The sequence below is a fragment of the Halobaculum sp. XH14 genome, assembly GCF_032116555.1.
Lineage (GTDB): Archaea > Halobacteriota > Halobacteria > Halobacteriales > Haloferacaceae > Halorarum > Halorarum halobium.
The window spans coordinates 743,217-763,855 of record NZ_CP134949.1 but is presented as its reverse complement, the minus strand read 5'-3'; the positions used below and the strand labels follow the sequence as shown (position 1 = coordinate 763,855).

Genomic DNA, 20,639 nt, shown 5'->3' with positions numbered 1-20,639 from the left:
ACATAGTGGGCGTGAAATCGCGTCACCACGGACACGTGACAAGAGGGGGGTGTTCGCACCCTCTGCCCTCTCCCCAAAAACAGGAGTGAGTGTTCGAAACCAGTCAACACTCAGCGAATACCAGGTGAAAACCACTCAGTGGACGCAGAACAAGCAGTACAGGAACTAATAGACAAGTACAACTTCAAACCCGGTCAGAAATACGAGCTCGAACGAATCCAAGAGATTGACGGGAAGAACGGCGGCACACTCTGGAACAAAACCAAGTACAAGCCTATACGGACGATTCACCTGCCGCGAAGCCCTGTCAAAGGCACCAGCATCTACGATCTCCGCGACCAGGACGACTTCAAGCAGTACTTCGAGGACAGGTTCGGAGATCTACCGAACGGCCTCTACACCACGACATTCGGCCAAGGAGGGAACAACCCCATCACCTGGCTCTTCGTACTCCGCCTGGAGAACGGTAAAGTCGTCAACTGGTGGAAAAAGTCCAGAGCTAAGAATCCACGTCAGAACAGTTCTACATACTATGCACTGCCGTACTACTTCCAACTGAGAGAAGAACTCGGCGTCTAATCACTGCTCACAGTCACGAAGACAATCGCTGAGAGAATAAACAGCAACGACCCGAGCAGGTTCTCAATCGGCCAAGGAATACCCTCTACACCGGTGCAGCCCAGTCCAGGAGCACCACAGTACGGATGTTCGTAGAACAGAAGAGAGACAGCGAACAGAGGAGCGGCCAGAAACGACGCCGTTACATTCCTCGGATCGGCCACAGATTACCGCCCTTCGCTGTCCAACTGTTCCCGAAGCTTCTCATTCTCCTCTCGTAGCTCTCGGTTCTCCTGCTTCAACTCTCTCGTCTCCCGGTGCGGCTCTGTGTCTATGAAGCGGCGGAGGTTCTGCACCAAGTTCCTGCTCGAAGCATCGAACGCATCACGAGACAAGGCGTAGAAACTGCCGTTGTCCATCCGTCTCTGAACCACAAACTGAACGTCCAGTGGGTTGCTGGATTTCTGGCCTTTCAACGGCCTCATCACGCGCTTGAACTTCTGGTCATCGTTCTCTGAGCCAGGGTCGAGGTCGACTTCCTCCATCAGCTCCTGCTTCTTCACAAGATCGTCCCTCCGAAGACGCTGGATAATCACCTCGGCCAGTTCCCGATATTCAGAGGTTTGAGTATGGTTTCCGTATGCAATCCACAGTATCCGGTCTAAAGCTTTCAAATACATCACCTAAGCAGGTTTTCGCAGACCCGTTCGCAGGCCCTGGAAAACAGTGGTGAAAACTCGTTTATCAAAACATGGCCCTCCACGTGTACCCTCACAGACGACGTCCTCCACACTTGAGAAAACCAACTGGATAGCGGAAGTCGTGTTTTCCCAGGAAGATCTCGGGCTTCATCCAGGGCATCCTCCACAACTTGCTTTCAACCTGTACCGAGACGAGTCAGCCAACAACCTTCTGAGAGAAAAGTCAGGACCACGGAAATCAGCTCGAACACGGAGGGGATTTTTCCCGAAATAAAATTTCGAAAGGGGGGTCGGCACCCCTGCTGTTGTAGAATATGGTCTTGGCCGGGCTTTCCCCACAAATTTTGTTCTGCGCTATAACTACCCAGCTATGTCATTGGCAACGTCTATAGCGACCACCTTGCTCGGTGCCATAGCAGGTGGCATCGTATCTTACTTCGTCTCAGGGAAGGTCGCAAGGGACCAGATCAAGGCCCAGTACTCTCTCCAGAACAAGAGAGAAAGACGCGACTGGTACAAACGGGCGAACGAACTCGCTGAACTCACACTCTCAGACTGGTACGACGTAATGACGAGCGGCGAAGTACCTCACGATGTCGACGCCACAGGTAAGTTCGACACGCGGAGAGAGGAACTCCGGAGGCACGCCGCGGTCGGACAATCACTGAACGTCGACTACGAAATCGTTAGTAAACTGGAGCAGGCATCCGCCGATCTCAGCCTAGCGTTGACACAGCTCGACTCGGGGAAGGATCTGGCCGACATCGAACATGAACTGGATCCTATGCTGGAAGAGGTTCAAGAAGAATCACAGGAGAAGGTATCTGAGTTGTCCTGATTTATCGGTTCTGCTAATAGAGTTCAGTCTTCCGCAGCCTCTGTCTCGAGGACATCGAGAAGCAGGTCGACGTAGTGGAGGATCTGCATGGCACGCTGTTGATCGATAGATTCCTCATCTCTATGGCTGGGCGGGTTACGTAGTGCACCGAAACCACCAGCGTAGAGAAACATCCAGCCCTTCCTCTCCGCACCTACTTCCGAAAAGGTGAGAGGACCGTGCTCTGGATTGAACGCATCTTCTGCCATTCCCATCCCAGTGTCGTCCTGAGAAAACCCTCCCTCCTCCCTGATCCGCTCTTCGAGAACTCGGAACGCCGTTCGTACGGAACTCTGGTAATGACCGTCGATGTACTCAGGGACTGCGTCACTGCGTAGGTCGGGATGTTCCAGGTGGAGAATCGGTTCCTCATCCAAGTCATGGAAGAGTTCATCGACCATGTCGAGAAACGCCATTGCGTTCCGTCGATCCTGCTGCGTGTGATCCACGGACTTGCTGTAGTGACGTATCTCGCCTCGATGCCCTTTTGCATCCACCTCAAGCCGGTAGTCATCTACTGTGAATCTGGCCTCCTCAATATCCTCTATATGCCTTCCAAGCCTGCTGTTGAAGCCGGTTCCAGAATCCAGTGGGACAGTTATCGACCGTGTTTGATCGTCCTGCTCCCGGATGTAACGCTTCAGCAAATCAGCTACGTCCTGAAGGTCAGACCAGTCTGAGAAAACGAAGGAGCCTCCAAAAGATTGAGTCGGCGTACTGTCTCCTGGATGGTTTTCGTGGGTACTGATGTCGAACACCTTCTCGTCACTATCCAGCTTCAGGATCGTCTCAATCCGGAAACTGGGGTCCTCGTCTTCTACAGCTTGCTCAGAGGGATACTGGTCAGAGGGAAAATCCCGTGAGATACGCATCGTTAACAGAGGTGTGATACGAGAGCGTAATAGGCGTTCCCTCGGAAGTCAAATTCGACTGTTCTCCAAGAGTTTAGAGATCGGTCGGCGGGATGAGATCGCAGAGGACAGGAGCTTGGTCAAGGAGCGCGTCAAACAGCTGTTCAGTAGGCCGATACAGTGCGTGGTGCTCAACAACGACGTAGTCATCCTCCTCGTCCTCTGGCTTGGAAAGGAACTCGTGTTCGAGGAGAGGGGCGAGGGTAGCATCGAGCGCAACACCGGTTCGTCCTGATTCGACTTCGAGTGTTCGCCGGGAGAACTCGGAGAGGAAGTTGCGTGTACAGCAACCGATTACATGGGCACGTCCTTCATCGAATAGCTCATTGAGCGCGGTACGGTGAGTACGGGTCCAGTAGTCATCGAGCCTGACGTAGGTCTGGACAATCGGAGATAGGTCGTTCAGGCTGCCGTCGGCGTGGACGATACCGAGGTCGTTGAGTGCGTGTTGGTCGTGGGTGTCGAGAGATTCTCCAAGTGGATGGAGTACAGTCTGGAGTGCCTCGTGATACCGCGAAGTTAGGAACTCGCCGGCGACGACGTGTGCATTGACGATGTTCCGAGTTGGGTGGATTGCTTCGTGGTGATCTGGATCTCGGTGGTCGACATGGGTTCGTGGATAGCTCATGTACCACCTCCCACAACGCAGTGTCAATCATTAACATTCCGAGCAAGCAGGAACTGAACACTGGTCGAGATCCCCACCAATGTAGAGAATCTTGTTAGAGTGGGTATCCGAGAAACTATTACGGGAAGAAGAGAATCCGCGGACATGTTGGTCAACGCCCTTGTGGAGCCGGGAAAACATCATCACAACCGGTCCAACCATCTCATCTTCGTTCTTCTGAAGGCAGAAAAGCACGGACTGAACCGGATCGAACCAGAACCCTACACCTGTGACTGCGGAACAACTCTGACACCGGAAGTACTCGACCGAGGAGACGAGTCCAAAGCATCCTGGCCCAACTGCAAGTCCTGGAGTAACGGAGGTAAGAAGAAATGCCCCGAATGCGACGAGTACCCCTCTATCGACCGAGAACAACACATCCGAGCGAGAGGATACGAACCCACGCCCAAATCCGAGATCAAGTCAGTAACGCAGTCCCAGAGAGAAGCCGCCTTGGAGAAAACCGATCACACCTGCGTTACCTGCAGCTCGAAAGCAGAGTACGTGAAAAGAATGGTCCCGCCTAGGTACGGTGGCTCGAGAGACATGGTGAATCTCGCACCGCTCTGCAACGAGCACTACGAGGACTACGGCCACATGTTCGTCGACGTCCTATACCCGGAAGGCTGGTACCAAATACATCACCTGGACTGGGAAGAATACGTAGAAGCCCTGCGAGATAAGTACAGTTCGTCCAACGAACGGCTCACCGAGATCCTCGACTCCCTCCTGGAGAAAGGGCAGCCGGAAAATCCGTATCCGTACATCGACTGACCAACCGTTACCCCACGAAGCTGTCCGAGTAATCCAGTTCGGCGTATTCTGGGTTCTCCTCAATAACCTCTCTGGCGAACTCGAAATCCTCCACAGGGGAGAAGACCTGCCGATGTGAGTGCTCGACCTGCAGCTTGTTCTGGAAATCGACGTGCTCCTTCTCCGTCAACTCTTCACGCTTCGACTTCACGAAATACTGTCCAGGATCGTATAGAGCCAGAACAAGATCGGTACTCAATGGAACGTGGACCTTCGACCCTGGCCGTTCAATCCCTCTCTCCGGATCCGGCTCCGGATTAACCGGGTTGAAGATCGCTATCGGATGATCAGAGGTCCACAGCGGGTACTCCGTCTTATTCACGAATAGGAACCAGTCCATCCGGTACAGGATATCTGCGAAGCCTTCGAGAGCGTTCGCTGTCAGCTGTGCCTGCCACTGCTTCGCACCTTCCTCTGTCGTACCTGCTTCCACGGCCTTCCGCCCCTCCTTATCGTCGACCTCATCCTCGTCGACGATGTCCAAGGTGTGTTCGGACGCCTGTTTCACGACTTCCCGGAACTTCCTGGTCCGGATATGCTGGTGGGAGAGGAAGAGGGAGATAACGTGTCGTTCCTCATGGGTTAGAGCGGTGACGTCGGCGCTGTCCACCAGTTTGTCGTAAGCTTGGGAGAAGATCCCTTCAAAATCCGCGAACTTGTTCTCGATAAACTGCTCGTCAGAGAGATCGTAGAAATACTCGCTCTGCGCGATATCCATCGTGTTAGAGCCGAACACCCTGTCTTCCGGCAGATCATAGCAGTACAGGTAGTACGGCTCCTCCGTGTCCTCGGAGAACGTATTCAGGTAAAACCGGGGGACGAAGTGCTGCCTCTTGATCTCTCGACCCATGTCTCCGTTATCGGCCACTAACGAGTGAGCCCGTATAAACTCCCCCTCTTCCCAGCAAACGGGGTACCATTAGCGGGAGAACGATGTTTTCAATACGGCTATCCAGGGTACTTCATACTATGCCGGAACAACTCTCCCTGAAACAACTCTATGACTACACCTTCGCAACCAACGAACGAATTGCCCAGCAAGAAGCAGGGCTGGAACCTGATGAGGAACCAGATGAGTTCACCGCCTTCTATCACCGTGACCGTGGCGGCGTGGAGAAAGACGTCCTGGTCCAGGATGTGAACGAGATCATCGAGGAATCCCAGTGGAGCCCGCTACTGGACGACGGATTTGAACGGGTTGCACACCTACTCGAAGGATCGAACTCTATCCCTGTCGGAGAAAAGAAAAACGGAGAAATTTACGAACTCACATACGGAAACGGCGAACCAGCAGTCGGTGATCGAGTCCAGATCCAAGAGCGACAGGGATAGGGTACGTGTCAGAACCTGCTTCGCGTACGATCCTTGTCGGTTAGAACATCGTAGACGGCGTGTAGTTCCAGATCCTCAAACAGGCGATCATCCAGATCGTCGGCCACTCGAACACATCTATCTGCTTTCGTGTTGATATCCTCCCATTCAGAGAGGTAGAGCATCTGCAGAGGAGAGTGTAGGAACTGGTGGCGGTCAGTCCTAACCCGCTTTACCTTATCATGGCTTAGCAGTCCTGTTTCCTTCATCAGACTTGCTATGTCTGAGATAGATGATCTCCTGCTGTTCAACCAGTCCATCATCTGAGTACCCAGCATCTCGTCACTGTCCTCATCCAAGACGAAATCCCGGTTCTCCTCGAACCATTCGAGGATCCTGTACCCAGCATCAGTCTGGTTTCGGAAATGGTAGAAGCAGAGCAATGGGACACCGGCCTCGAAATAACTCACGGTCAAGCTGTGGATTTCGTACGTCTTCATCCCGACACCGCCGAAGCTGATCTCCATAGGAAGATCGTCTCCTTCGGCTTCCTCTCTTGCTTCTACTAACTCGTCGTGCAACCGCTGAACTTGGATATGGAAACCGTCCAGGAACGCCAACGACATTGCATTCTTTCCCTCATCCGTCATGTCCCGCGTCCGTGTCTCCCCCACCTCCTCATCAAACTCGTCAGGAATGTCCATAACCAGGAGAGACAAAATGCAGTATGAAAAGTCCTCCCCAGGAAACCTGTCCTGGTGTCAGTTTTAAATGCAGAAGTTCACCAGTATTCCCTATGCCGGAGGTGACCTGTGTCGACCTTCTACGACTACAACGCAAAATGGACTAAACAACTCAAAGCCTTCTCACGGCAATTCGCAGCGTTCCAACGCCCACAATTTTCAGAAACCACCACATCCCTTCTCCCTCTTCTTCAACTGACTCGGAGAACATTCCTCATCGCCTCTTCCTGACCAGGACTCGAATACATGGTCAGTTCCTCTCCGTTGTAGACACCGAACACAGAGAGAACTGGTTCGAAGGATCGGAAAGTCCCCCGGTCTTGACGACTCAAATCCGCATACACTGGATGCGTGTGAATCGCACCGACCAGCTCATACTCTTCCTAGAACACCAAACGCTTCCACCGAGCCAGGATCTGCGGGATACAGGTGAACAACATCGTACCGGAGCTCTGCCTGAACGGGTTATCGATGAACTCCACCTGCTCCACAACCACCTTGTCCTCCTCTACGGTACCGAAGAGACAGAACCCGTTCTCGACTGACTGATTGTAGTTCTCGTCAAGCCACTGGATATGCGATTCCGTGAAGGAGATCTTGGATGGCTGTGTCGAAGTGCCGCCGTCCATCTGGACAGGGTGACCCTCACAGCAAAAATCCCGGCAAGAACGAACAGAGTACCGTAGAGAACAACCGTGGCAATAGTCTCCCATTTCCGGCGGCGCTTCACCCTGTCAACAGTCCTCTCCAGTTCGCGGAGTCGCTTCTCCTTATCTGCCTGCCGCTGCAACTGCCTCCGATTCATACCGTCCACCTCTTACCGATACTCATCTGACCACGTGCCGGATCACGAATCTCTCGAGGATCCTCCGTGACACCATGCTCGTCCCAAGCATGGATAGCAAATGACATTCCGTCCTCGATTTCTTCACCGCACATACTGCAGGTGTACAGGCTGTCGCCCTGGCAGTACTTCGCTATGCACGTCGTTCCGTCGACATCTGGAACCTCGTTTCTGGAGATTATCTCTACATCTTCGAAAGTGCTCCACTCATCATTCAGAGCCTGGTCAATCCATCTCTCCTGAACACTTCCGACGAGATTGGAGTAGATACAGCGAAGCCACTCTCCTGAATCGGGATACTGGGAAACACGGATGACTACACCGTTTTCCTCGACGAGGTACTTGTTTGGGAGATCACTGTCTCTGATTACGACGGCTTTCTCCTCGTCAATCTTCTTCAGAATGTCCTCGGCGGATTTCACGAGAAGTCACCCGACGACCTTGCCTTTATCGTAGATCAGTTTCCCCTGCTTTTCCTCCGAATCGGAACCGTTCCCGTCATCGGAAGCATCCTCAACCTGATCAGAGTCAGAACTATCGGTATTTTCTGGATCCTTGTCTGGGTCGAGCAAGTACTCCACGTCTTCTTCAGAGTCATCATATGATTCCTCGACGTCGTCTTCCTGTGCAGCGAGTTCTTCCTGGTACTCTTCGAGAAGTCCTTTCGACTCTAACAGCTGCTTCACCGACTCCAGATCCGAGGTCTCCTTGATCGCTTCACTCGGTGGTCCCATGCACACCTCATCTCCGTCCCCGACGCTGTACGGAATCTCTATCTCGTCGGGTTCCTCGGTCCCCTGCTCCGGCTCTGCTTCAGAACCAGTGTCGTCCACCTGCTTCTCTTTCTCGGCTACGTCAGCGATGATGCGGTGAGGCTCGCCTTTCCTCCCGGAATCAGCACCAGGATGCTCCTCCTGCAGGTAGTCGTGTTCCCGTTTCTCCTGCTTCTCCAAGAGACTCGGGTACTCATTCTCTGCGTCGTCAACGAGCTCGCCCATCCTTCGACCCAGGAACCGGTACCCATCGGTGATCGCCTCGGTCCGCTGCCGTTTACTGAGGATATCAAGGTCTTCGACAAGGAAAACGTGGGCCTCGCGCTGCGTCGGCCAGTACCCGTGCTCCTCATAGAACTTCTGAACGGTCTCCAAGGCGAGGTGCTGCCGCTCCTCGATGACACCTTCCTCCCTCAACTCTTGGTACGCATCGACCGACGTCTCCGGTACCTGAATCAGGCATCACCTCCAGTATTCCAGGAGATACTGAACACGGGTGTTACATACTTTGGAAGAACCCGTTCCAACCCGTAGATCTCTACGTAGGTCTTGGAGACTCTATCGTAGTAGGTGCAACTACCCGATTCATCCGAAGTCTTAGGGTAAGTGACGTAATGTGTCTCTCCATAGAGATTGACCTTAGCAATACCTACGTTCTCGGTACAAGCGATCCCAAGCTTAGACTTGTTCTCAAACCACACCTGAGATTTGAGATCCTCCATACTCGGAGGCACTTCATAGCCATTGCCAGGAGAAACAGTCACCTCCCTGGCCTCGATCACCTTCTTCTCTCCCCTCGACGGAGTACCGAGAGCCGCTACCGCCAACACCAATGCGACTACCGAGATACCAAATGCCCAATTCCTGTCCTCGCTCACGACTGATTATCACCTCCAGCATCGTCGATGGCCTTCCTGATACGGGTGAACTCGTCCCTGTGGACATACCAGAAACCGATAGACATAGCAAATATGAAGAGAACTGGACCGATGGATCCATAGCCGCCAATTACGTCCAGCAACGCACCTACTCCAAGACCTACGAGAATCCCAGCGGCCAGATTGTAGCCCTCAAAATTCCGGAGATTCTTCTTCCTAACGTACTTCCACTCGCTCACTCAGAACCACCATTACTGCAGGAACTCGTCTGGGAGCTCCTCAGCCGCAGCCCAGACCTCTCCCTCGTCCTCTTCTGAATGGGTTTTAGCAGATATTGGTGCCGCAAACGACTTCATCGACCGAATACAGAGCAGGTAGTTCTTATCGTCATCTTCCTTATAATCGGCAATCGCCTGCTCGACAGTCTGCCACTCCAAGCCGTATGCCCCTTCATCCGTGTCTTCTGATGGAGGCGGAGCATCTTCGGCCATCGCCTCAGCAGTTCTCTCAACAGATGACTTCTCTTCATCAGAGGTCACCGTGTCTTCCTCGTCTTCAACTTCTTCAGAACCGTCCTCTGCGCCTTCCTCTTGACTATCATATTCCTCGAAATCGAAGTCTTCCTCAGCGAACTCGTACGGATCCTTACCCTGGTCTGTAGGCCGTCTTCTCTGCGTGATGTACGAAACTTTGTTCTCCAATCGGTAACCGATGTACTGAGCTCGCTTATCGTTACTATCCGTCACATCGGATTCAAGGGTGGTGTCTGCAACCTCGACCTTGGTAGCGGGCTGAACAGACAGAACCATGCTGTATAGCACCGCCCTCTGCTTGGCCTCGGAAAGGTCCTTGAAGTCATCGTAGCTATACGGCACGTCGATGTCAACAAGATCCTCCTCGACAATATCCCGGGCTGACATCCGACTCAGATCCGGGCTATCGTCCTCCTCGTCAGAGCTGTCTTCTTCCTGCTCTGTAGGTTCAGAATCTTCCTGTTCCTCGGACCCGTTCTCCTCGAAGCTATCTAACCGAGAATCACCAGTAGATTCCTTGTCCTCAGTAACTACAGCACTGGCTTCCTGTAGGTCTTCGACCTTGTCCTTCATCTCCTGGAACTCGGAGAAACCCTTCCCGAGGAAATCTCGGAGCTTATCGAGCCGGTCTTCTATCTCCTGGAACCGTTCGTCGTCGACGTCGTCCAGGCTCTCGACCTTGTCACTTAGCTCTCGAATTTCATCGACAACAGGATCCTGGTCGGAACCGGTGTCAACCGTGTAGTCTTCACCGAACTCGAAGCGGGCGGCGAGCTGCAGTGCTTCGATGGCTACCTGCAGATCTTCTCCGTCTGAGATTTTGAGTTCGTTTTGCATCCCTCCTTCGCTGGAGAGGATTTGTACGTTCAGTGCATCGTCTGTCATGGTAGAAACCTCTGAATCTTGTTCGCGTAGTACCGTGTTTCAAAATAGAATCGACCGAAGGTGTATCCGAAGCCGTAAGCTGCGTTGTCGATACTCACTCCGGATTCTCACCTGCTGCACGGAACGTACCGTACAGATTTTCCAGTGCTTCCGCGACTTGCTTCCCGTCCTCGGTCAAGGACATAATCATCTTGCGGCCATCTTTCTCACGAGTCAATAGACCGTGGTCCTCCAGTTTCTCGCAGACCCTGATGGTGTGAGAGTACGTAGAGTCGATCTCCGATGCAACTTGGCGACCAAACGGCTCCTCGGTACGGTTCACCTCTATCAGGAGACGGCACGGCTTCTGGTTAACCAGAAACTCCGCTACGTCGACGTCGTCGCTCATCCCCACTCACCTGTACGATGATGAGTCTTGAACCGCTCCGTCCATTTCTCAAGCTCTTCCTGGATCTCGTCTTCTATATCTTCTCGACCACCTCTCGTCTTCATGAAGTAGCCGCCGGCGAGCATTCCCTCGACTAATCGGGAAGCGTCATGAGCTGCACTCTGTCGAATTATACTGTCGTCTCGATCAGAGTCCCTACTGGTATCATGCCCGTGGACCGCGTCAAGCTCTTCTTCAAATCCTATCAAGTTCTTATAGGTCTTACCTCCTTTCTCCCGCGTCGTGAACTGGATCAGCCAGTAGCTGCCGAGGTATTTGTCTCTGTTCTCAAACTCGGCCTCCAGTTTGTTTTTGAAGTTGGAGTACTCTGCTCCATCGGCTGCTTCGAGAACTACGATTTCGGAACCTCCACGGTTCTCGACCCGGAGATCCTTCACGTCTACCGCTGCAACCTTGACCTTTGACTGGTCTCCTTTCGGCTCAATCGGCACTACCGGTTTTCACCGTTGTCAGTGTCTTCCGCAGGTTTTGGCCCTTTCTCGGCCATGTTAAGTCCGATCTGGAAATCTACATCGTCCATACTATCAAACCTCTACAACAGTTAGGGAGAATGACAATTATAAAGGTATTCCACAACTATGCCACTGCACTACAGAAGAAGAGAAGAACCGAAGATGAACGCCAGATTCAGGGCGACCTCCAGTACCAGGAACGCCGAAAGCAGCTTCAACCTATTCTCGTTATTAGAGAAGTTGATATTCTGGCCGATTGTCCCTCCGCTGGATCCTGTGAACTTGTACCCGACATAGAAAGTACCGAGCAAGGAAAGAGACGTTGCGAACCAGAACAGGTTCGTGGAAAAGTAGGAGAGAGCTCCGAGTTGCATAGGTAGTAACTTCTCAAAGTCGTTTTTAAGAATATGGGGAGTGGAGGGTGAATCTGGTTGGCCGTCGCTTCCCCGGTAGGCTGATAAGTGTCTACCACGCATCCCGCCCGTTAGACGGTGATCGTGTCGGAACCTTTGCCGGTCTGACGCTCACAAGCCCATGGAACAAGGCCTGGTACGCTGAATTTCCCCCGGCGGAAGACGGCCAACACCTTCTACCCACGAATTACTCAAAACCAGTTAAAAAACTAATCCGAAGAGTGGTTATCGAAGCTTCGGCAATTCGAAAGACACCGAGATATTCGTCAAGGAATCCGACACCCGGCCAGCCAAGTCAACGAAGAAACTATTCCGACGCTCCGTCTCCTTCTCTCTCCGACGACCGATAGCCCGCTCAAAATTCATCCTGACCTTATCCGCCTCGTCATCGATCAAGCGGCGGACCTGGCGAAACTGGTTCTGAGTTAATGGCTCCTTCCCCGCGATCTGCGCCATCTCCGGTGTCACCAACCGCCCAGGGTTGTACTCTGCTTTGAACTCCTTGACCTCGGCCTCAAACAAGTGCTTCTGCGACCTCAGCTTGTTCTCCGGCAACTCCTCAAGCTTGTCGACAGCGTACGTCTCCCCCCACTTCTCGAACTTCTGCTCCACCCTCTCTGGCGGAAGCTCCACCTCACTCATATTACTGGAGCCTAACCCGTCCAACAGGAAAGAAATACCGGACCAAACACTTTGTCAGCAGCAACTAATCTCTCATACATGGAAGAGATACGCCTTGAAGCCGTTACCATCGACGGCGAGTACGAAGGCAGCAAAGAGGAGGCCAGAGATCTGGTGAAGCAATTCCTCGAGGAGACTGGTGACGACGTTACAACACGCTACTCCAAGCAGGTGGACGAAGACGGCAACGTCATCGATAAAGAGATCCGCGGCTACACCAGGCAATCCGATATCTGGTGGACCAGCATCGCCATCCTGGTCATCTCCAACCCGGAAGGAGTCATCCAGTTCCTCAAGTTCGTCAAGGACATTCCTGGCCTGACGATCGGCCTTACGATGGAAGGTAACTCCCGGATCAAGATTTTCTCCGACATCGATTTCACGCTCATCGATAACTCCACCGAGTACAACGTGGAGAAACTCGGCGAGGTCGACGATCAAGTAGCTGTGAAGATGTCCGAGGAGGACTGGCGGCAGCTCAGAGACGATATCGATACCGGTGAAGTCGATGTCGAACTACCGCCCGAAGACCAGATCGGTCCCTAACTCCCTGTCTGATTCTGCAAGAGTTCCTGCCCGCGTTCATGGACGTTGAAGTCCTCGAACCCAGGGTCGTCCCACTTGCTGTATAGACTACCTGAAAACCCGGTGCAGTCAGCACCGTTGTAGACGTAACTGCCTTTGCCAGTCTTCTCTTGCCTTTCTGCAGAAACGTCGCAGACCACGTACTCTTCTTCGAAGTCAAAGCCGATACGAAGCTCCTCAGCATCGAATAGGACCACTCCCTTCACTGGAGCCGTTACTGCACTACCGTTCACAGTGACCCAGGAGGTGCATGTACTGTTCCTGTAGACGTAGCTGTTCTCTGAGATCTGCACCTCGTTGAGGCGGGAAACAGTGCACCTCAACCTGTCCCCGCTCGCTGTCTTCATACCGATTTCTCTGTAACTCAGATTCAACTGGTCAAAGGAGACCTGGGTCTGAGAGCCTGCATCAGCACCTAGTGAGACCAAAAATAGGAAAAGTCCAATAGTTAACCCGAAAGCGACCCCGATAATCATATGGCGTTTCTCAGAAGTCGTAGCTTCCCTAACCTCGTCTTCTTCCTCCATTTAAAATCAGTCCTCAGCTCTCGTTGCCGCTGCCGTTGCTGGAGTTCATGGCTTTTGCCTGTTCCTGTAGATTATCTACGTAGCGGTTCATAACACGGGCAACACGGTCATCAAGCTCCGAGGGCGTGGTAGCAAACTTCAGTTTGTCCATGACCTCGGACTCAGTCCTGGCCTTGTACTCCAAGCCCCGGATAACCTCCTTGTGCCGGTACCAGCCGTTGAAGAACGGCCCTACCTGAGGATGGCTCTTCACCTGCTCCGGAAGCTGATCCGCCTTATCCGGCATCAACCAGATCACACCTCTCGGAGCAATCACCCCAGGCGCAAACTCGACGACACGATCCTTCCGGACACTTGACCGGCAAAGCCTTTCAGACTCCTCGCTATCAACAGCGTCCTTCGGCTGCCACTCAACAACTCTACGGGCAACCTCATCACCGATCTCGTGCGAGTTCCGGAATATCCCGGCGTGATGATTCTTGTGGAACTTCAGTTTTTGACTCATGTTAATGACCAACGGGTCATTCTGATATTTTCCGCCAAATAAGCTCATAGTACAATTTTCACCTGCCTAAGACTCTGTCTCCTTGGAATCCGATTCATCAGTATCCGGGTTTTGAGTGATAACCGGTCTCTCACGGATCTCCCGGCCTTCGTCAGTCTCGACAATCTTCGTAATCGTCGGGTCAACCGAACGCCCCAGAGACTCCTTCGTATCAGCTACTCGCTCCTCGTAGTCGACAGACAACCAGGACTTCTGAATCCGTGAGTTCTGGATTTTGCTCATAGCATTCTGTAAAGTGCGCGTGTCGTCAAGATCGACCGAGAGCTCCTGCTCTAAATCAATATACAGCGTGGCCCTGCCCTGCAGATTTAACGGCTCGAACTCCAGTTTGAACAGCCGCACCGAGTCCTCCTTATCATCCGACGGCGCTACAGCAGGGTCGATTCCCCGGTCAACAGTCCGGTCAATACGGTACCCGTACCTATCGCCATAAGCCAACAAGTACTCCGCCAGCTCAAACGCCTCTTTCCCAGACAATTGCTCCTCTGTCTTAGTCTGATAACCAGCGAACCGGACATTTTCACGGGAGACAAAATATCCTCCCAGAACTACGATAACGTTCAACGCGAAGAGAGCGGCCACAAACAATCCTCCTCCAGGGAAACCCAGCCAGTACGACAAACCCAGAACCAGGCCCCAGAACACGATTTCACCGAGGACACCTGCTGCAATCTTCTGACTCTTGTTCCATTCAACCACTAACTCCACCCCTCGTCCTGAGTCAGTTCATTCCGATTTACGTAGATCCACCAGCAGCCTCTACCTACAAGGTAGAACACGATAATCCCGACTCCAAGCTGCACGTAGAACGTCCGGTTTCGGGCCTCCTGCAATTGCCTCTCACCGTACTCGTTGATAGTCTCGTTCAGAGACCGGATCATCCGAGTGTTCTGCTGCGTCTCGTTTTCGACCTCTCCCAGGTTCTCAGAGAAGTTGCTCCGCGTCTTCTGTAGCTCGCTTCTAAACGTGTTCTGCTGAAGCCGGACCCTCTGGAGAATATCCTGGTAATCCTCGGCCCTGGTATTAGCTAAAACCTGCAACGCCGTCAGCTGCTCCTCGGTGAAGTTCGCCCGATAGATAGACGTGTTATTGACGTACTTCGTGTTGTTCCGCCATTTCACGATCTGCTCTCCACTACAGATTGTAGCTTCTGGATTATCGCTGCAGAACTGGACTAAGGTATCTATGGCTTCTTCCTCTGCTTCTTCCGTGTCGTACTGCTTGAACGGGACGAAAACAGAAGCGGTGAACTCGGTCTGGTTGAAGTTTTCACCGGAAACCTGGACCGTCCGACTGTAGGTCTGGTTCGTGGCGGCTGTAGCATTACTGTCCGGTTTCGGGATACTGACGTTGTACTGAACTAGGACATCCTCTCCCGGCGCAACATCGAAACTATTCCTGGAGAACTCGACGTCCTCGCCTTCCACCGTTACGTTGAACGCCGTCTTAGTGCCGGTGTTCTCGACGCGGAAGACGGAAGAGTCGCTCTCGCCGAACGGGAGTTCGAAACTCGTCTCGAATGGCTCCACGCTGATCGACGTATTCCTGTAGAAGGTGGACACCTCTATCGAAATGTTCGGCCCGGAGAAGTCGTTATCAGAGCCGCTGTACTTGTAGCTCGACTCCAGAGTATCGTTTATCGTGGTGATGTTCTCAATATAGAATAAGGCATTCACCGTCCGGGTCTGAGACGCATTCAGATTGAATTTATTCTGTTCCCACGTCAGGTAAGACGTGTTCTCCAGAGTCACGTTGTAGATCTTCCTGCTGGAGTCCTGGTTCGTGAACGAGAACTCGAACTCGTGCTGGTTGTAGGCGGAGACGTTCCGGTCGACCTCGTCCGGCACCACGTTAATCTGAGGTACTTGAGCCGCTGACAGAGTCGAGAACAAGACCAGCGCCAGTGCCGGGACCAGTGCTTTACGAATAACGATCACTCCACTCCTCGAGTTCGTCCTCCAGATTTTCGTCAACGACTACCCGGCCCCGATCATCCTCTGTGAGGCAGCTATCTACAAAGGCCGACATCAGTGTCTTCTTCGAGTAATCGCTGCCGGCTGCTGCCCTGTCGAAGTCCTCTTTCAGTCCTTGATCCACGGAATTACTCAGGGACTTAAGCTCGCCAGAATCATCGCGGGTTTCCACGGTAGACGCCTAACACTGAAATATGATTGATTATTTATAAATCATCGGTACACATACAGCCCTATGGCGGACGACGAGGACAGAGGACTTCTGAATATATCACTTACCCAGAAGATTCAACTCGGCGCAATCGGAGTCGGGACACTACTCTTCCTACTCACATACCTCGTCCAAGGACTGTTAAACGGGTTCTCCTACGTCAACCAATGGATCCTGGGAAATCTCATTCCGGTCTCCGCTTACTGGACGCTACTAATCGGACTCGTACCGATCTACCGGCAAGTCGACCTAAGAGAACTCAAATACCTCAAACAAAGTATCTATACCGCGATCTCGATGGGTATCCCGTTCCTCCTCTTCTGGCTATACTACCAATTCTACCCGCCAACTACAGGACTCGGAAGAGTCGTCGAGGGACTCTCTTACGTCATCACAGTCGGATCCGCCCTAAACCTCCTCATCTCTAAAGGCTTCCACGGACTCAACAAGGGAGAATAAGCAACCTAAGCGTCGCTTCCCCGTCAGGCGATAATGGTCAGGAACGTTACCGGACCTGAGGTAACCGATTCGGTACTCTTTTGGATTTCAGCAGAGAAGGATTTCTCACATCAACCAGATAACTATGGGTGAGACCTTTGACCGAGAAGTAGATTTTTCGCCCACTCTACCTGAAGAGTATCAACGCAGGTTCGACGCTCTAACAGACGAACTTATCGAATTTCAGGAGGAACTGGATAGAGAAGTAGCAATCAGGGACGAAATCCGATCAGTAGAACAGGCACTGAACGAAGAAGTCTCAGAAGGACGCATCCGATACCTTGCGGCATTAGAAGTTCTCCTCGACCTCATCGAGATAGACTACGACATCCGGAAAAACTCGGAACTCCACGTAGTCAGACCCGACCCTGACCGTTACAAGGACGACCCAGAGGCGTTCAAGGAACAGGAAAGAACCATCCTCCAGAAAGAACGCCGGGCGCAGTTCAAGGAAGAAAGCGTCCGCGAGTTCGTCCGGAAAATGGAGCGGGACAACACGCACAGCGGTAACGGAGGCAGTATCCTGGACCTCATTACCGACGGCCCAGAACTATACCAGGACTTAGCGCCGCTCCAAGACCAGAGCCAAGAAGAAATCGCGGAAGATCTGGGCGACGTCGTCCAACCCTACATCCAGGAAGTAGTGAAAGGAGAAAAGTGCCCACACACGGGGTTAGACCTGATGGATATCTGGCGGTACTTCCGATACACCTGGCTAACGCCGTATAACACCGTTCCTGGCCGGAATATCAACTTCCTCATCCGAAACGGAGCCAAGCGGAATGACCCCATCATGGGGATCGCCTCACTGGCAAGCCCGATGATGAATTTGTCAGTTAGGGATAACTATATCGGGTGGAGGATTGAAGCTGTTGAGGAACAGCTTCAGCGGAAGAAGCGGGTCCACGAGTACGAAGAACAACTGCCGGAGGAGAAGCGGACTCCAGACAAGAAAACCCGGACCGTCACGCAGACTGAGTGGCTGGAAACAGAGGAAGAGTACGAGGAACGGGTCAGCCAGTTCTGCTCCGATATACGTGAAGCTCTAGTGGACTCCATCAGGAACGCGATCGCCAACATCCGGTACGACGACTTCGTCGAGGAGCATCCGGAACTGTCCGACGAAAGCTTCGTTAACCCTGATGAACAGGTTATCGAAATCCTGGAAGAAATCGAGCAGCAAGCCGAGCAGACCATCGAAGACGGGGAAGACGAAAACCCGGAGAAGATGGACTCCTGGGAGGACCGCAGCGAGACAGCCCTGTTCAGGAAGAAGCGGGCACGCGCACTTCAGAAACTCCTGCGAGACAGGAAGTACTTCCAAGAACACAGCGACCAGGACGACGAGGAGTTCATCCACACCGGATTGAACAACGAGTCCGGACGCCGGGCTATCAAAACCGCTCTGAAAGAGCTCAAGAAGGAGCGCGTCGGGGCCGGTATGATGAACATCATGGTCTGCGGTGCTATCCCGCCCTACAATCGTATCCTGGGTGGCAAACTCGTGGCGATGGCCTTGACCGGTCCAAAGGTCATCAACATGTACCAGGACAAATACGGCGATAACCAGAGCGAGATCGCCAGCTCGATGAAAGGAGAAGCGTTGACGAAGCCGAATGAGCTGGTCTTCCTCGACACAACCGGACTATTCGAGATTGGAAGCGCCCAGTATGACCGGGTGAGAGTCCCGACCGAGAGAGGCCGGATCGAGTACGACCAGATCGGATACACTGAGGGATACGGCTCAATCCAATTTGGGCCGAAGACCAGGAAGCGACTAAGTCAAGTCACCCAATTTGAGGAAGGTCGGAAAGTCGTCCGAGGTAGATTTGGAGAAGGCGTCTCCCCCCGCATCCGCAAGATCCGGCGAGGATTGAAGAACTGCGGACTGGAAACCGACCTGCTCAAGCACGAATCACGGCGTATCGTCTACGGCATCGATCTCGCCGAAAACGCCCAGGACTACCTATTGGGAATAGACGACGACCCCGAGTACTACTGGCCGTTCGAAGATCCGGAACAGGAGCAGCAATCAATCTACCAGCACTGGATCGACCGGTGGGCCAGTATGCGAGCCCAGAAAACAGACATCCTCGAAAACATCCATGAATTTGACAAACAGGACTTCAAGTTAAGCAGTGAAATCGACTTCGACAAGCGTCAGACCAGCCTTGGGGAGTTCATTATAAGCAACAGTTAACAGGTCGGAAATACTCGGTCACCACATCCAAGATAAATATGGGTATCGAAGCATCGACACTTGATCTGCGATTCCTCTCCCAACTCGCTCAGGGAGGATTCGCAGAGAAGCTGACTGAAGAACAACGCCGCGAGATACACATCACCACACGCCTCGACGGATACCTGGAAGACGCCCTGGACGACGGCAAGCAGGTCGTACTCACCGGAAACCCAGGGGACGGGAAAACCCAGTACATCCTTCAGATGGAACCGGACTATCCCGAACCAGACTACTTCTACCTCTCCGACGCCTCTGAATACGACGACTACACCATCCTTCTCGACAAGTGGCAAGACGCGCTTGACGCGGGCCGGCCCGGAGTGCTCGCTATCAACGACGGTCCCTTGTACGAGATGACGACCCGGCACTCGGACCAGTACGACTTCCTCGAAGAAGTCAGGGACCAGTTCCAGAACCAGATTATCTACGACGATAGCCAAGCAGACGAAGCAGACTTTGACTCCATCACCGTCATTGACCTCAACAACCGGAACATCCTCACCCGGAAAGTCATCGTCCAGGCTATCGAGAACCTGACCTCATCCAAGTTCCTGAAAGAGCCCAACGGCGACGACATTGACGGACACATCTCCTACAACATGGACAAGATCCGAAACGACCGGGTCAGGGACAACATCGTCCGTCTCCTACAGTCCGTCGGCAAGCTCGATGCCCACGTAACCGTCCGAGACCTACTCAACTTCCTCGCGTACTGCATCACAGGCGCAAAAGACCGGAGCGTCACCGACTTCAACGAAGAACTGAAGTACTACAACCTGGCGTTCAGCGGCAGCGGGAAAATCTTCACACTACTCAACGAGAACTTCCATCCCCGCGACCTAACTCACCCATTCATCGACAGCAAGCTGTGGGCCGACGCAGAAGAAGAGATCCCACAAGGAGACACCGACGACGCCGCAGATGAAGTCGACCAGCACTTCATCCAGAAGAAACGCCAGTTCTACTTCGAAGACACCCATATCGAGAAGTTCGACGCACGCGATCTCTACCACGAAACCAACTACTCCTTCCACGAGCAACGCAACCGGGAACGCCCAGATGAAAGCGTGAAAGAGGACGTCATAGAGATGATCAACGGCTACTTCATGCCAGACTCCTCGAAAGGCTCAGATCTCCGCGTCTGGCTCTCCCACAACTACCGGTCGAAGAGCTCCCTCTCACTCATCTCCCGCACCGAGATCCCCAAACGGGAACTCAACCGGCGGGTCCCGGAGCTACACCCTGAAATCAGGGAAGCGATGGACTACAACCACGACCACCACGTCCTGGAATACGAAGGCCGGAACTCCACGGTCAGACTCCGGATCGACCCAGATCTCTCCGAAACACTGGGCGCACTCGAAGGAAACATTCCCTACGTCCTCCGTGGCAGGGAGGAAGAACAGCAACTCCTGGAGTTCATGGAGGAAATCGAGTACAGAGAAAGCCACGACGAGGACTACGGCACCGTTCACATCATGGATGCTGAAACCGGCGACCTCGAGATCTTGACAGTCAACGATGACCGGTACCAGATGGAGCGGAGGTGA

Annotated in this window: 28 protein-coding genes; 8 read left to right on the top strand and 20 right to left on the bottom strand. The window is 53.0% G+C overall.

The genetic code is table 11. From position 1 onward, the window contains the following. Positions 1–138: 138 nt before the first annotated feature. The gene (locus RJT50_RS03900) at positions 139–579 is read left to right on the top strand and encodes a hypothetical protein (protein ID WP_313694258.1); all 441 of its coding nucleotides are present in this window, start codon (positions 139–141) and stop codon (positions 577–579) included. 206 nt (positions 580–785) lie between these two features. Here the strand turns inward: RJT50_RS03900 and RJT50_RS03895 are convergent, their stop codons facing one another. Then, entirely contained in the window at positions 786–1,121 is a 336-nt protein-coding gene (locus RJT50_RS03895) for a hypothetical protein (protein WP_313694256.1), read from the bottom strand. A 508-nt stretch (positions 1,122–1,629) separates the two neighbouring features. Here RJT50_RS03895 and RJT50_RS03890 point away from each other — a divergent pair. Continuing rightward, positions 1,630–2,097 (top strand): hypothetical protein, encoded by a 468-nt coding sequence (locus RJT50_RS03890; RefSeq protein ID WP_313694254.1) that lies wholly within the window; start codon positions 1,630–1,632, stop codon positions 2,095–2,097. 23 nt (positions 2,098–2,120) lie between these two features. Here the strand turns inward: RJT50_RS03890 and RJT50_RS03885 are convergent, their stop codons facing one another. Beyond that, positions 2,121–3,008: a TIGR02391 family protein gene (locus RJT50_RS03885; protein ID WP_313694253.1), complete on the bottom strand. Its 888-nt coding sequence runs from the start codon at positions 3,006–3,008 to the stop codon at positions 2,121–2,123. A 73-nt stretch (positions 3,009–3,081) separates the two neighbouring features. Next, positions 3,082–3,675: a hypothetical protein gene (locus tag RJT50_RS03880; RefSeq protein ID WP_313694252.1), complete on the bottom strand. Its 594-nt coding sequence runs from the start codon at positions 3,673–3,675 to the stop codon at positions 3,082–3,084. A 144-nt stretch (positions 3,676–3,819) separates the two neighbouring features. Between RJT50_RS03880 and RJT50_RS03875 the strand changes: the two genes are divergently transcribed. After that, complete coding sequence (locus RJT50_RS03875; protein WP_313694251.1) at positions 3,820–4,488, top strand: hypothetical protein; 669 nt, start codon at positions 3,820–3,822, stop codon at positions 4,486–4,488. Positions 4,489–4,495: 7 nt separating this feature from the next. Here RJT50_RS03875 and RJT50_RS03870 read toward each other — a convergent pair whose 3' ends face one another. After that, a complete protein-coding gene (locus tag RJT50_RS03870; protein ID WP_313694249.1) occupies positions 4,496–5,377 on the bottom strand; it encodes a DUF4238 domain-containing protein in 882 nt (293 codons plus the stop codon). Positions 5,378–5,496: 119 nt separating this feature from the next. Here RJT50_RS03870 and RJT50_RS03865 point away from each other — a divergent pair, with 119 nt between their 5' ends. Then, a complete protein-coding gene (locus RJT50_RS03865; protein ID WP_313694247.1) occupies positions 5,497–5,859 on the top strand; it encodes a hypothetical protein in 363 nt (120 codons plus the stop codon). Between the two features lie 8 nt (positions 5,860–5,867). Here RJT50_RS03865 and RJT50_RS03860 read toward each other — a convergent pair whose 3' ends face one another. The 11 genes from RJT50_RS03860 to RJT50_RS03810 form a co-directional block, all read right to left on the bottom strand. Then, positions 5,868–6,542: a hypothetical protein gene (locus tag RJT50_RS03860; RefSeq protein WP_313694246.1), complete on the bottom strand. Its 675-nt coding sequence runs from the start codon at positions 6,540–6,542 to the stop codon at positions 5,868–5,870. 422 nt (positions 6,543–6,964) lie between these two features. Then, on the bottom strand, positions 6,965–7,210 hold the full coding sequence (locus tag RJT50_RS03855; RefSeq protein WP_313694245.1) for a hypothetical protein: 246 nt from the start codon (positions 7,208–7,210) through the stop codon (positions 6,965–6,967). Positions 7,211–7,382: 172 nt separating this feature from the next. Further along, complete coding sequence (locus tag RJT50_RS03850; RefSeq protein WP_313694242.1) at positions 7,383–7,847, bottom strand: hypothetical protein; 465 nt, start codon at positions 7,845–7,847, stop codon at positions 7,383–7,385. A 6-nt stretch (positions 7,848–7,853) separates the two neighbouring features. Then, positions 7,854–8,615 carry a hypothetical protein gene (locus tag RJT50_RS03845; protein ID WP_313694240.1) on the bottom strand — a complete coding sequence of 254 codons (762 nt, stop codon included), beginning with the start codon at positions 8,613–8,615 and terminating at the stop codon, positions 7,854–7,856. 38 nt (positions 8,616–8,653) lie between these two features. Then, on the bottom strand, positions 8,654–9,076 hold the full coding sequence (locus RJT50_RS03840; RefSeq protein ID WP_313694238.1) for a hypothetical protein: 423 nt from the start codon (positions 9,074–9,076) through the stop codon (positions 8,654–8,656). Beyond that, a complete protein-coding gene (locus RJT50_RS03835) occupies positions 9,073–9,315 on the bottom strand; it encodes a hypothetical protein (protein WP_313694237.1) in 243 nt (80 codons plus the stop codon). The genes RJT50_RS03840 and RJT50_RS03835 overlap by 4 nt, the downstream gene beginning before the upstream one ends. A 12-nt stretch (positions 9,316–9,327) precedes the next feature. Continuing rightward, the gene (locus tag RJT50_RS03830; protein WP_313694235.1) at positions 9,328–10,494 is read right to left on the bottom strand and encodes a hypothetical protein; all 1,167 of its coding nucleotides are present in this window, start codon (positions 10,492–10,494) and stop codon (positions 9,328–9,330) included. Positions 10,495–10,588: 94 nt separating this feature from the next. Beyond that, complete coding sequence (locus tag RJT50_RS03825; RefSeq protein WP_313694232.1) at positions 10,589–10,882, bottom strand: DUF6293 family protein; 294 nt, start codon at positions 10,880–10,882, stop codon at positions 10,589–10,591. Then, positions 10,879–11,373 (bottom strand): hypothetical protein, encoded by a 495-nt coding sequence (locus RJT50_RS03820; RefSeq protein WP_313694229.1) that lies wholly within the window; start codon positions 11,371–11,373, stop codon positions 10,879–10,881. Before RJT50_RS03820 ends, RJT50_RS03825 begins: the two co-directional genes overlap by 4 nt. A gap of 158 nt (positions 11,374–11,531) precedes the next feature. After that, positions 11,532–11,768 (bottom strand): hypothetical protein, encoded by a 237-nt coding sequence (locus tag RJT50_RS03815; protein ID WP_313694227.1) that lies wholly within the window; start codon positions 11,766–11,768, stop codon positions 11,532–11,534. A gap of 264 nt (positions 11,769–12,032) precedes the next feature. Then, on the bottom strand, positions 12,033–12,449 hold the full coding sequence (locus tag RJT50_RS03810) for a hypothetical protein (protein WP_313694225.1): 417 nt from the start codon (positions 12,447–12,449) through the stop codon (positions 12,033–12,035). Positions 12,450–12,527: 78 nt separating this feature from the next. Between RJT50_RS03810 and RJT50_RS03805 the strand changes: the two genes are divergently transcribed. Further along, entirely contained in the window at positions 12,528–13,034 is a 507-nt protein-coding gene (locus tag RJT50_RS03805) for a hypothetical protein (RefSeq protein ID WP_313694224.1), read from the top strand. On the opposite strand, the gene RJT50_RS03800 is transcribed toward RJT50_RS03805, so the two are convergent. The 5 genes from RJT50_RS03800 to RJT50_RS03780 form a co-directional block, all read right to left on the bottom strand. Next, positions 13,031–13,600, bottom strand: coding sequence for a hypothetical protein (locus RJT50_RS03800; protein ID WP_313694223.1), 570 nt, complete (start codon positions 13,598–13,600; stop codon positions 13,031–13,033). The genes RJT50_RS03805 and RJT50_RS03800 overlap by 4 nt on opposite strands. A 13-nt stretch (positions 13,601–13,613) precedes the next feature. Then, complete coding sequence (locus RJT50_RS03795; protein ID WP_313694221.1) at positions 13,614–14,105, bottom strand: hypothetical protein; 492 nt, start codon at positions 14,103–14,105, stop codon at positions 13,614–13,616. Between the two features lie 66 nt (positions 14,106–14,171). Then, positions 14,172–14,864 carry a hypothetical protein gene (locus RJT50_RS03790; RefSeq protein ID WP_313694220.1) on the bottom strand — a complete coding sequence of 231 codons (693 nt, stop codon included), beginning with the start codon at positions 14,862–14,864 and terminating at the stop codon, positions 14,172–14,174. Further along, positions 14,864–16,015: a COG1470 family protein gene (locus tag RJT50_RS03785; RefSeq protein WP_313694219.1), complete on the bottom strand. Its 1,152-nt coding sequence runs from the start codon at positions 16,013–16,015 to the stop codon at positions 14,864–14,866. The genes RJT50_RS03790 and RJT50_RS03785 overlap by 1 nt, the downstream gene beginning before the upstream one ends. A 70-nt stretch (positions 16,016–16,085) precedes the next feature. Continuing rightward, a complete protein-coding gene (locus RJT50_RS03780) occupies positions 16,086–16,310 on the bottom strand; it encodes a hypothetical protein (RefSeq protein WP_313694218.1) in 225 nt (74 codons plus the stop codon). A gap of 63 nt (positions 16,311–16,373) precedes the next feature. On the opposite strand from RJT50_RS03780, the gene RJT50_RS03775 reads away from it, so the two are divergent. The 3 genes from RJT50_RS03775 to RJT50_RS03765 all read left to right on the top strand — a co-directional run bounded on the left by RJT50_RS03775 (position 16,374) and on the right by RJT50_RS03765 (position 20,639). Continuing rightward, a complete protein-coding gene (locus tag RJT50_RS03775; RefSeq protein ID WP_313694217.1) occupies positions 16,374–16,808 on the top strand; it encodes a hypothetical protein in 435 nt (144 codons plus the stop codon). 124 nt (positions 16,809–16,932) lie between these two features. Continuing rightward, on the top strand, positions 16,933–19,047 hold the full coding sequence (locus RJT50_RS03770) for a Druantia anti-phage system protein DruA (RefSeq protein ID WP_313694215.1): 2,115 nt from the start codon (positions 16,933–16,935) through the stop codon (positions 19,045–19,047). Positions 19,048–19,085: 38 nt separating this feature from the next. Beyond that, positions 19,086–20,639, top strand: coding sequence for a hypothetical protein (locus RJT50_RS03765; protein ID WP_313694213.1), 1,554 nt, complete (start codon positions 19,086–19,088; stop codon positions 20,637–20,639).

Coding starts and splice junctions, on each gene's coding strand:
- RJT50_RS03890 (WP_313694254.1), top strand. CDS start 1,630: ATGTCATTGGCAACGTCTATAGCGACCACCTTGCTCGGTGCCATAGCA.
- RJT50_RS03885 (WP_313694253.1), bottom strand. CDS start 3,008: ATGCGTATCTCACGGGATTTTCCCTCTGACCAGTATCCCTCTGAGCAA.
- RJT50_RS03880 (WP_313694252.1), bottom strand. CDS start 3,675: ATGAGCTATCCACGAACCCATGTCGACCACCGAGATCCAGATCACCAC.
- RJT50_RS03875 (WP_313694251.1), top strand. CDS start 3,820: ATGTTGGTCAACGCCCTTGTGGAGCCGGGAAAACATCATCACAACCGG.
- RJT50_RS03870 (WP_313694249.1), bottom strand. CDS start 5,377: ATGGGTCGAGAGATCAAGAGGCAGCACTTCGTCCCCCGGTTTTACCTG.
- RJT50_RS03865 (WP_313694247.1), top strand. CDS start 5,497: ATGCCGGAACAACTCTCCCTGAAACAACTCTATGACTACACCTTCGCA.
- RJT50_RS03860 (WP_313694246.1), bottom strand. CDS start 6,542: ATGGACATTCCTGACGAGTTTGATGAGGAGGTGGGGGAGACACGGACG.
- RJT50_RS03855 (WP_313694245.1), bottom strand. CDS start 7,210: ATGGACGGCGGCACTTCGACACAGCCATCCAAGATCTCCTTCACGGAA.
- RJT50_RS03830 (WP_313694235.1), bottom strand. CDS start 10,494: ATGACAGACGATGCACTGAACGTACAAATCCTCTCCAGCGAAGGAGGG.
- RJT50_RS03825 (WP_313694232.1), bottom strand. CDS start 10,882: ATGAGCGACGACGTCGACGTAGCGGAGTTTCTGGTTAACCAGAAGCCG.
- RJT50_RS03815 (WP_313694227.1), bottom strand. CDS start 11,768: ATGCAACTCGGAGCTCTCTCCTACTTTTCCACGAACCTGTTCTGGTTC.
- RJT50_RS03810 (WP_313694225.1), bottom strand. CDS start 12,449: ATGAGTGAGGTGGAGCTTCCGCCAGAGAGGGTGGAGCAGAAGTTCGAG.
- RJT50_RS03805 (WP_313694224.1), top strand. CDS start 12,528: ATGGAAGAGATACGCCTTGAAGCCGTTACCATCGACGGCGAGTACGAA.
- RJT50_RS03800 (WP_313694223.1), bottom strand. CDS start 13,600: ATGGAGGAAGAAGACGAGGTTAGGGAAGCTACGACTTCTGAGAAACGC.
- RJT50_RS03795 (WP_313694221.1), bottom strand. CDS start 14,105: ATGAGTCAAAAACTGAAGTTCCACAAGAATCATCACGCCGGGATATTC.
- RJT50_RS03775 (WP_313694217.1), top strand. CDS start 16,374: ATGGCGGACGACGAGGACAGAGGACTTCTGAATATATCACTTACCCAG.
- RJT50_RS03770 (WP_313694215.1), top strand. CDS start 16,933: ATGGGTGAGACCTTTGACCGAGAAGTAGATTTTTCGCCCACTCTACCT.
- RJT50_RS03765 (WP_313694213.1), top strand. CDS start 19,086: ATGGGTATCGAAGCATCGACACTTGATCTGCGATTCCTCTCCCAACTC.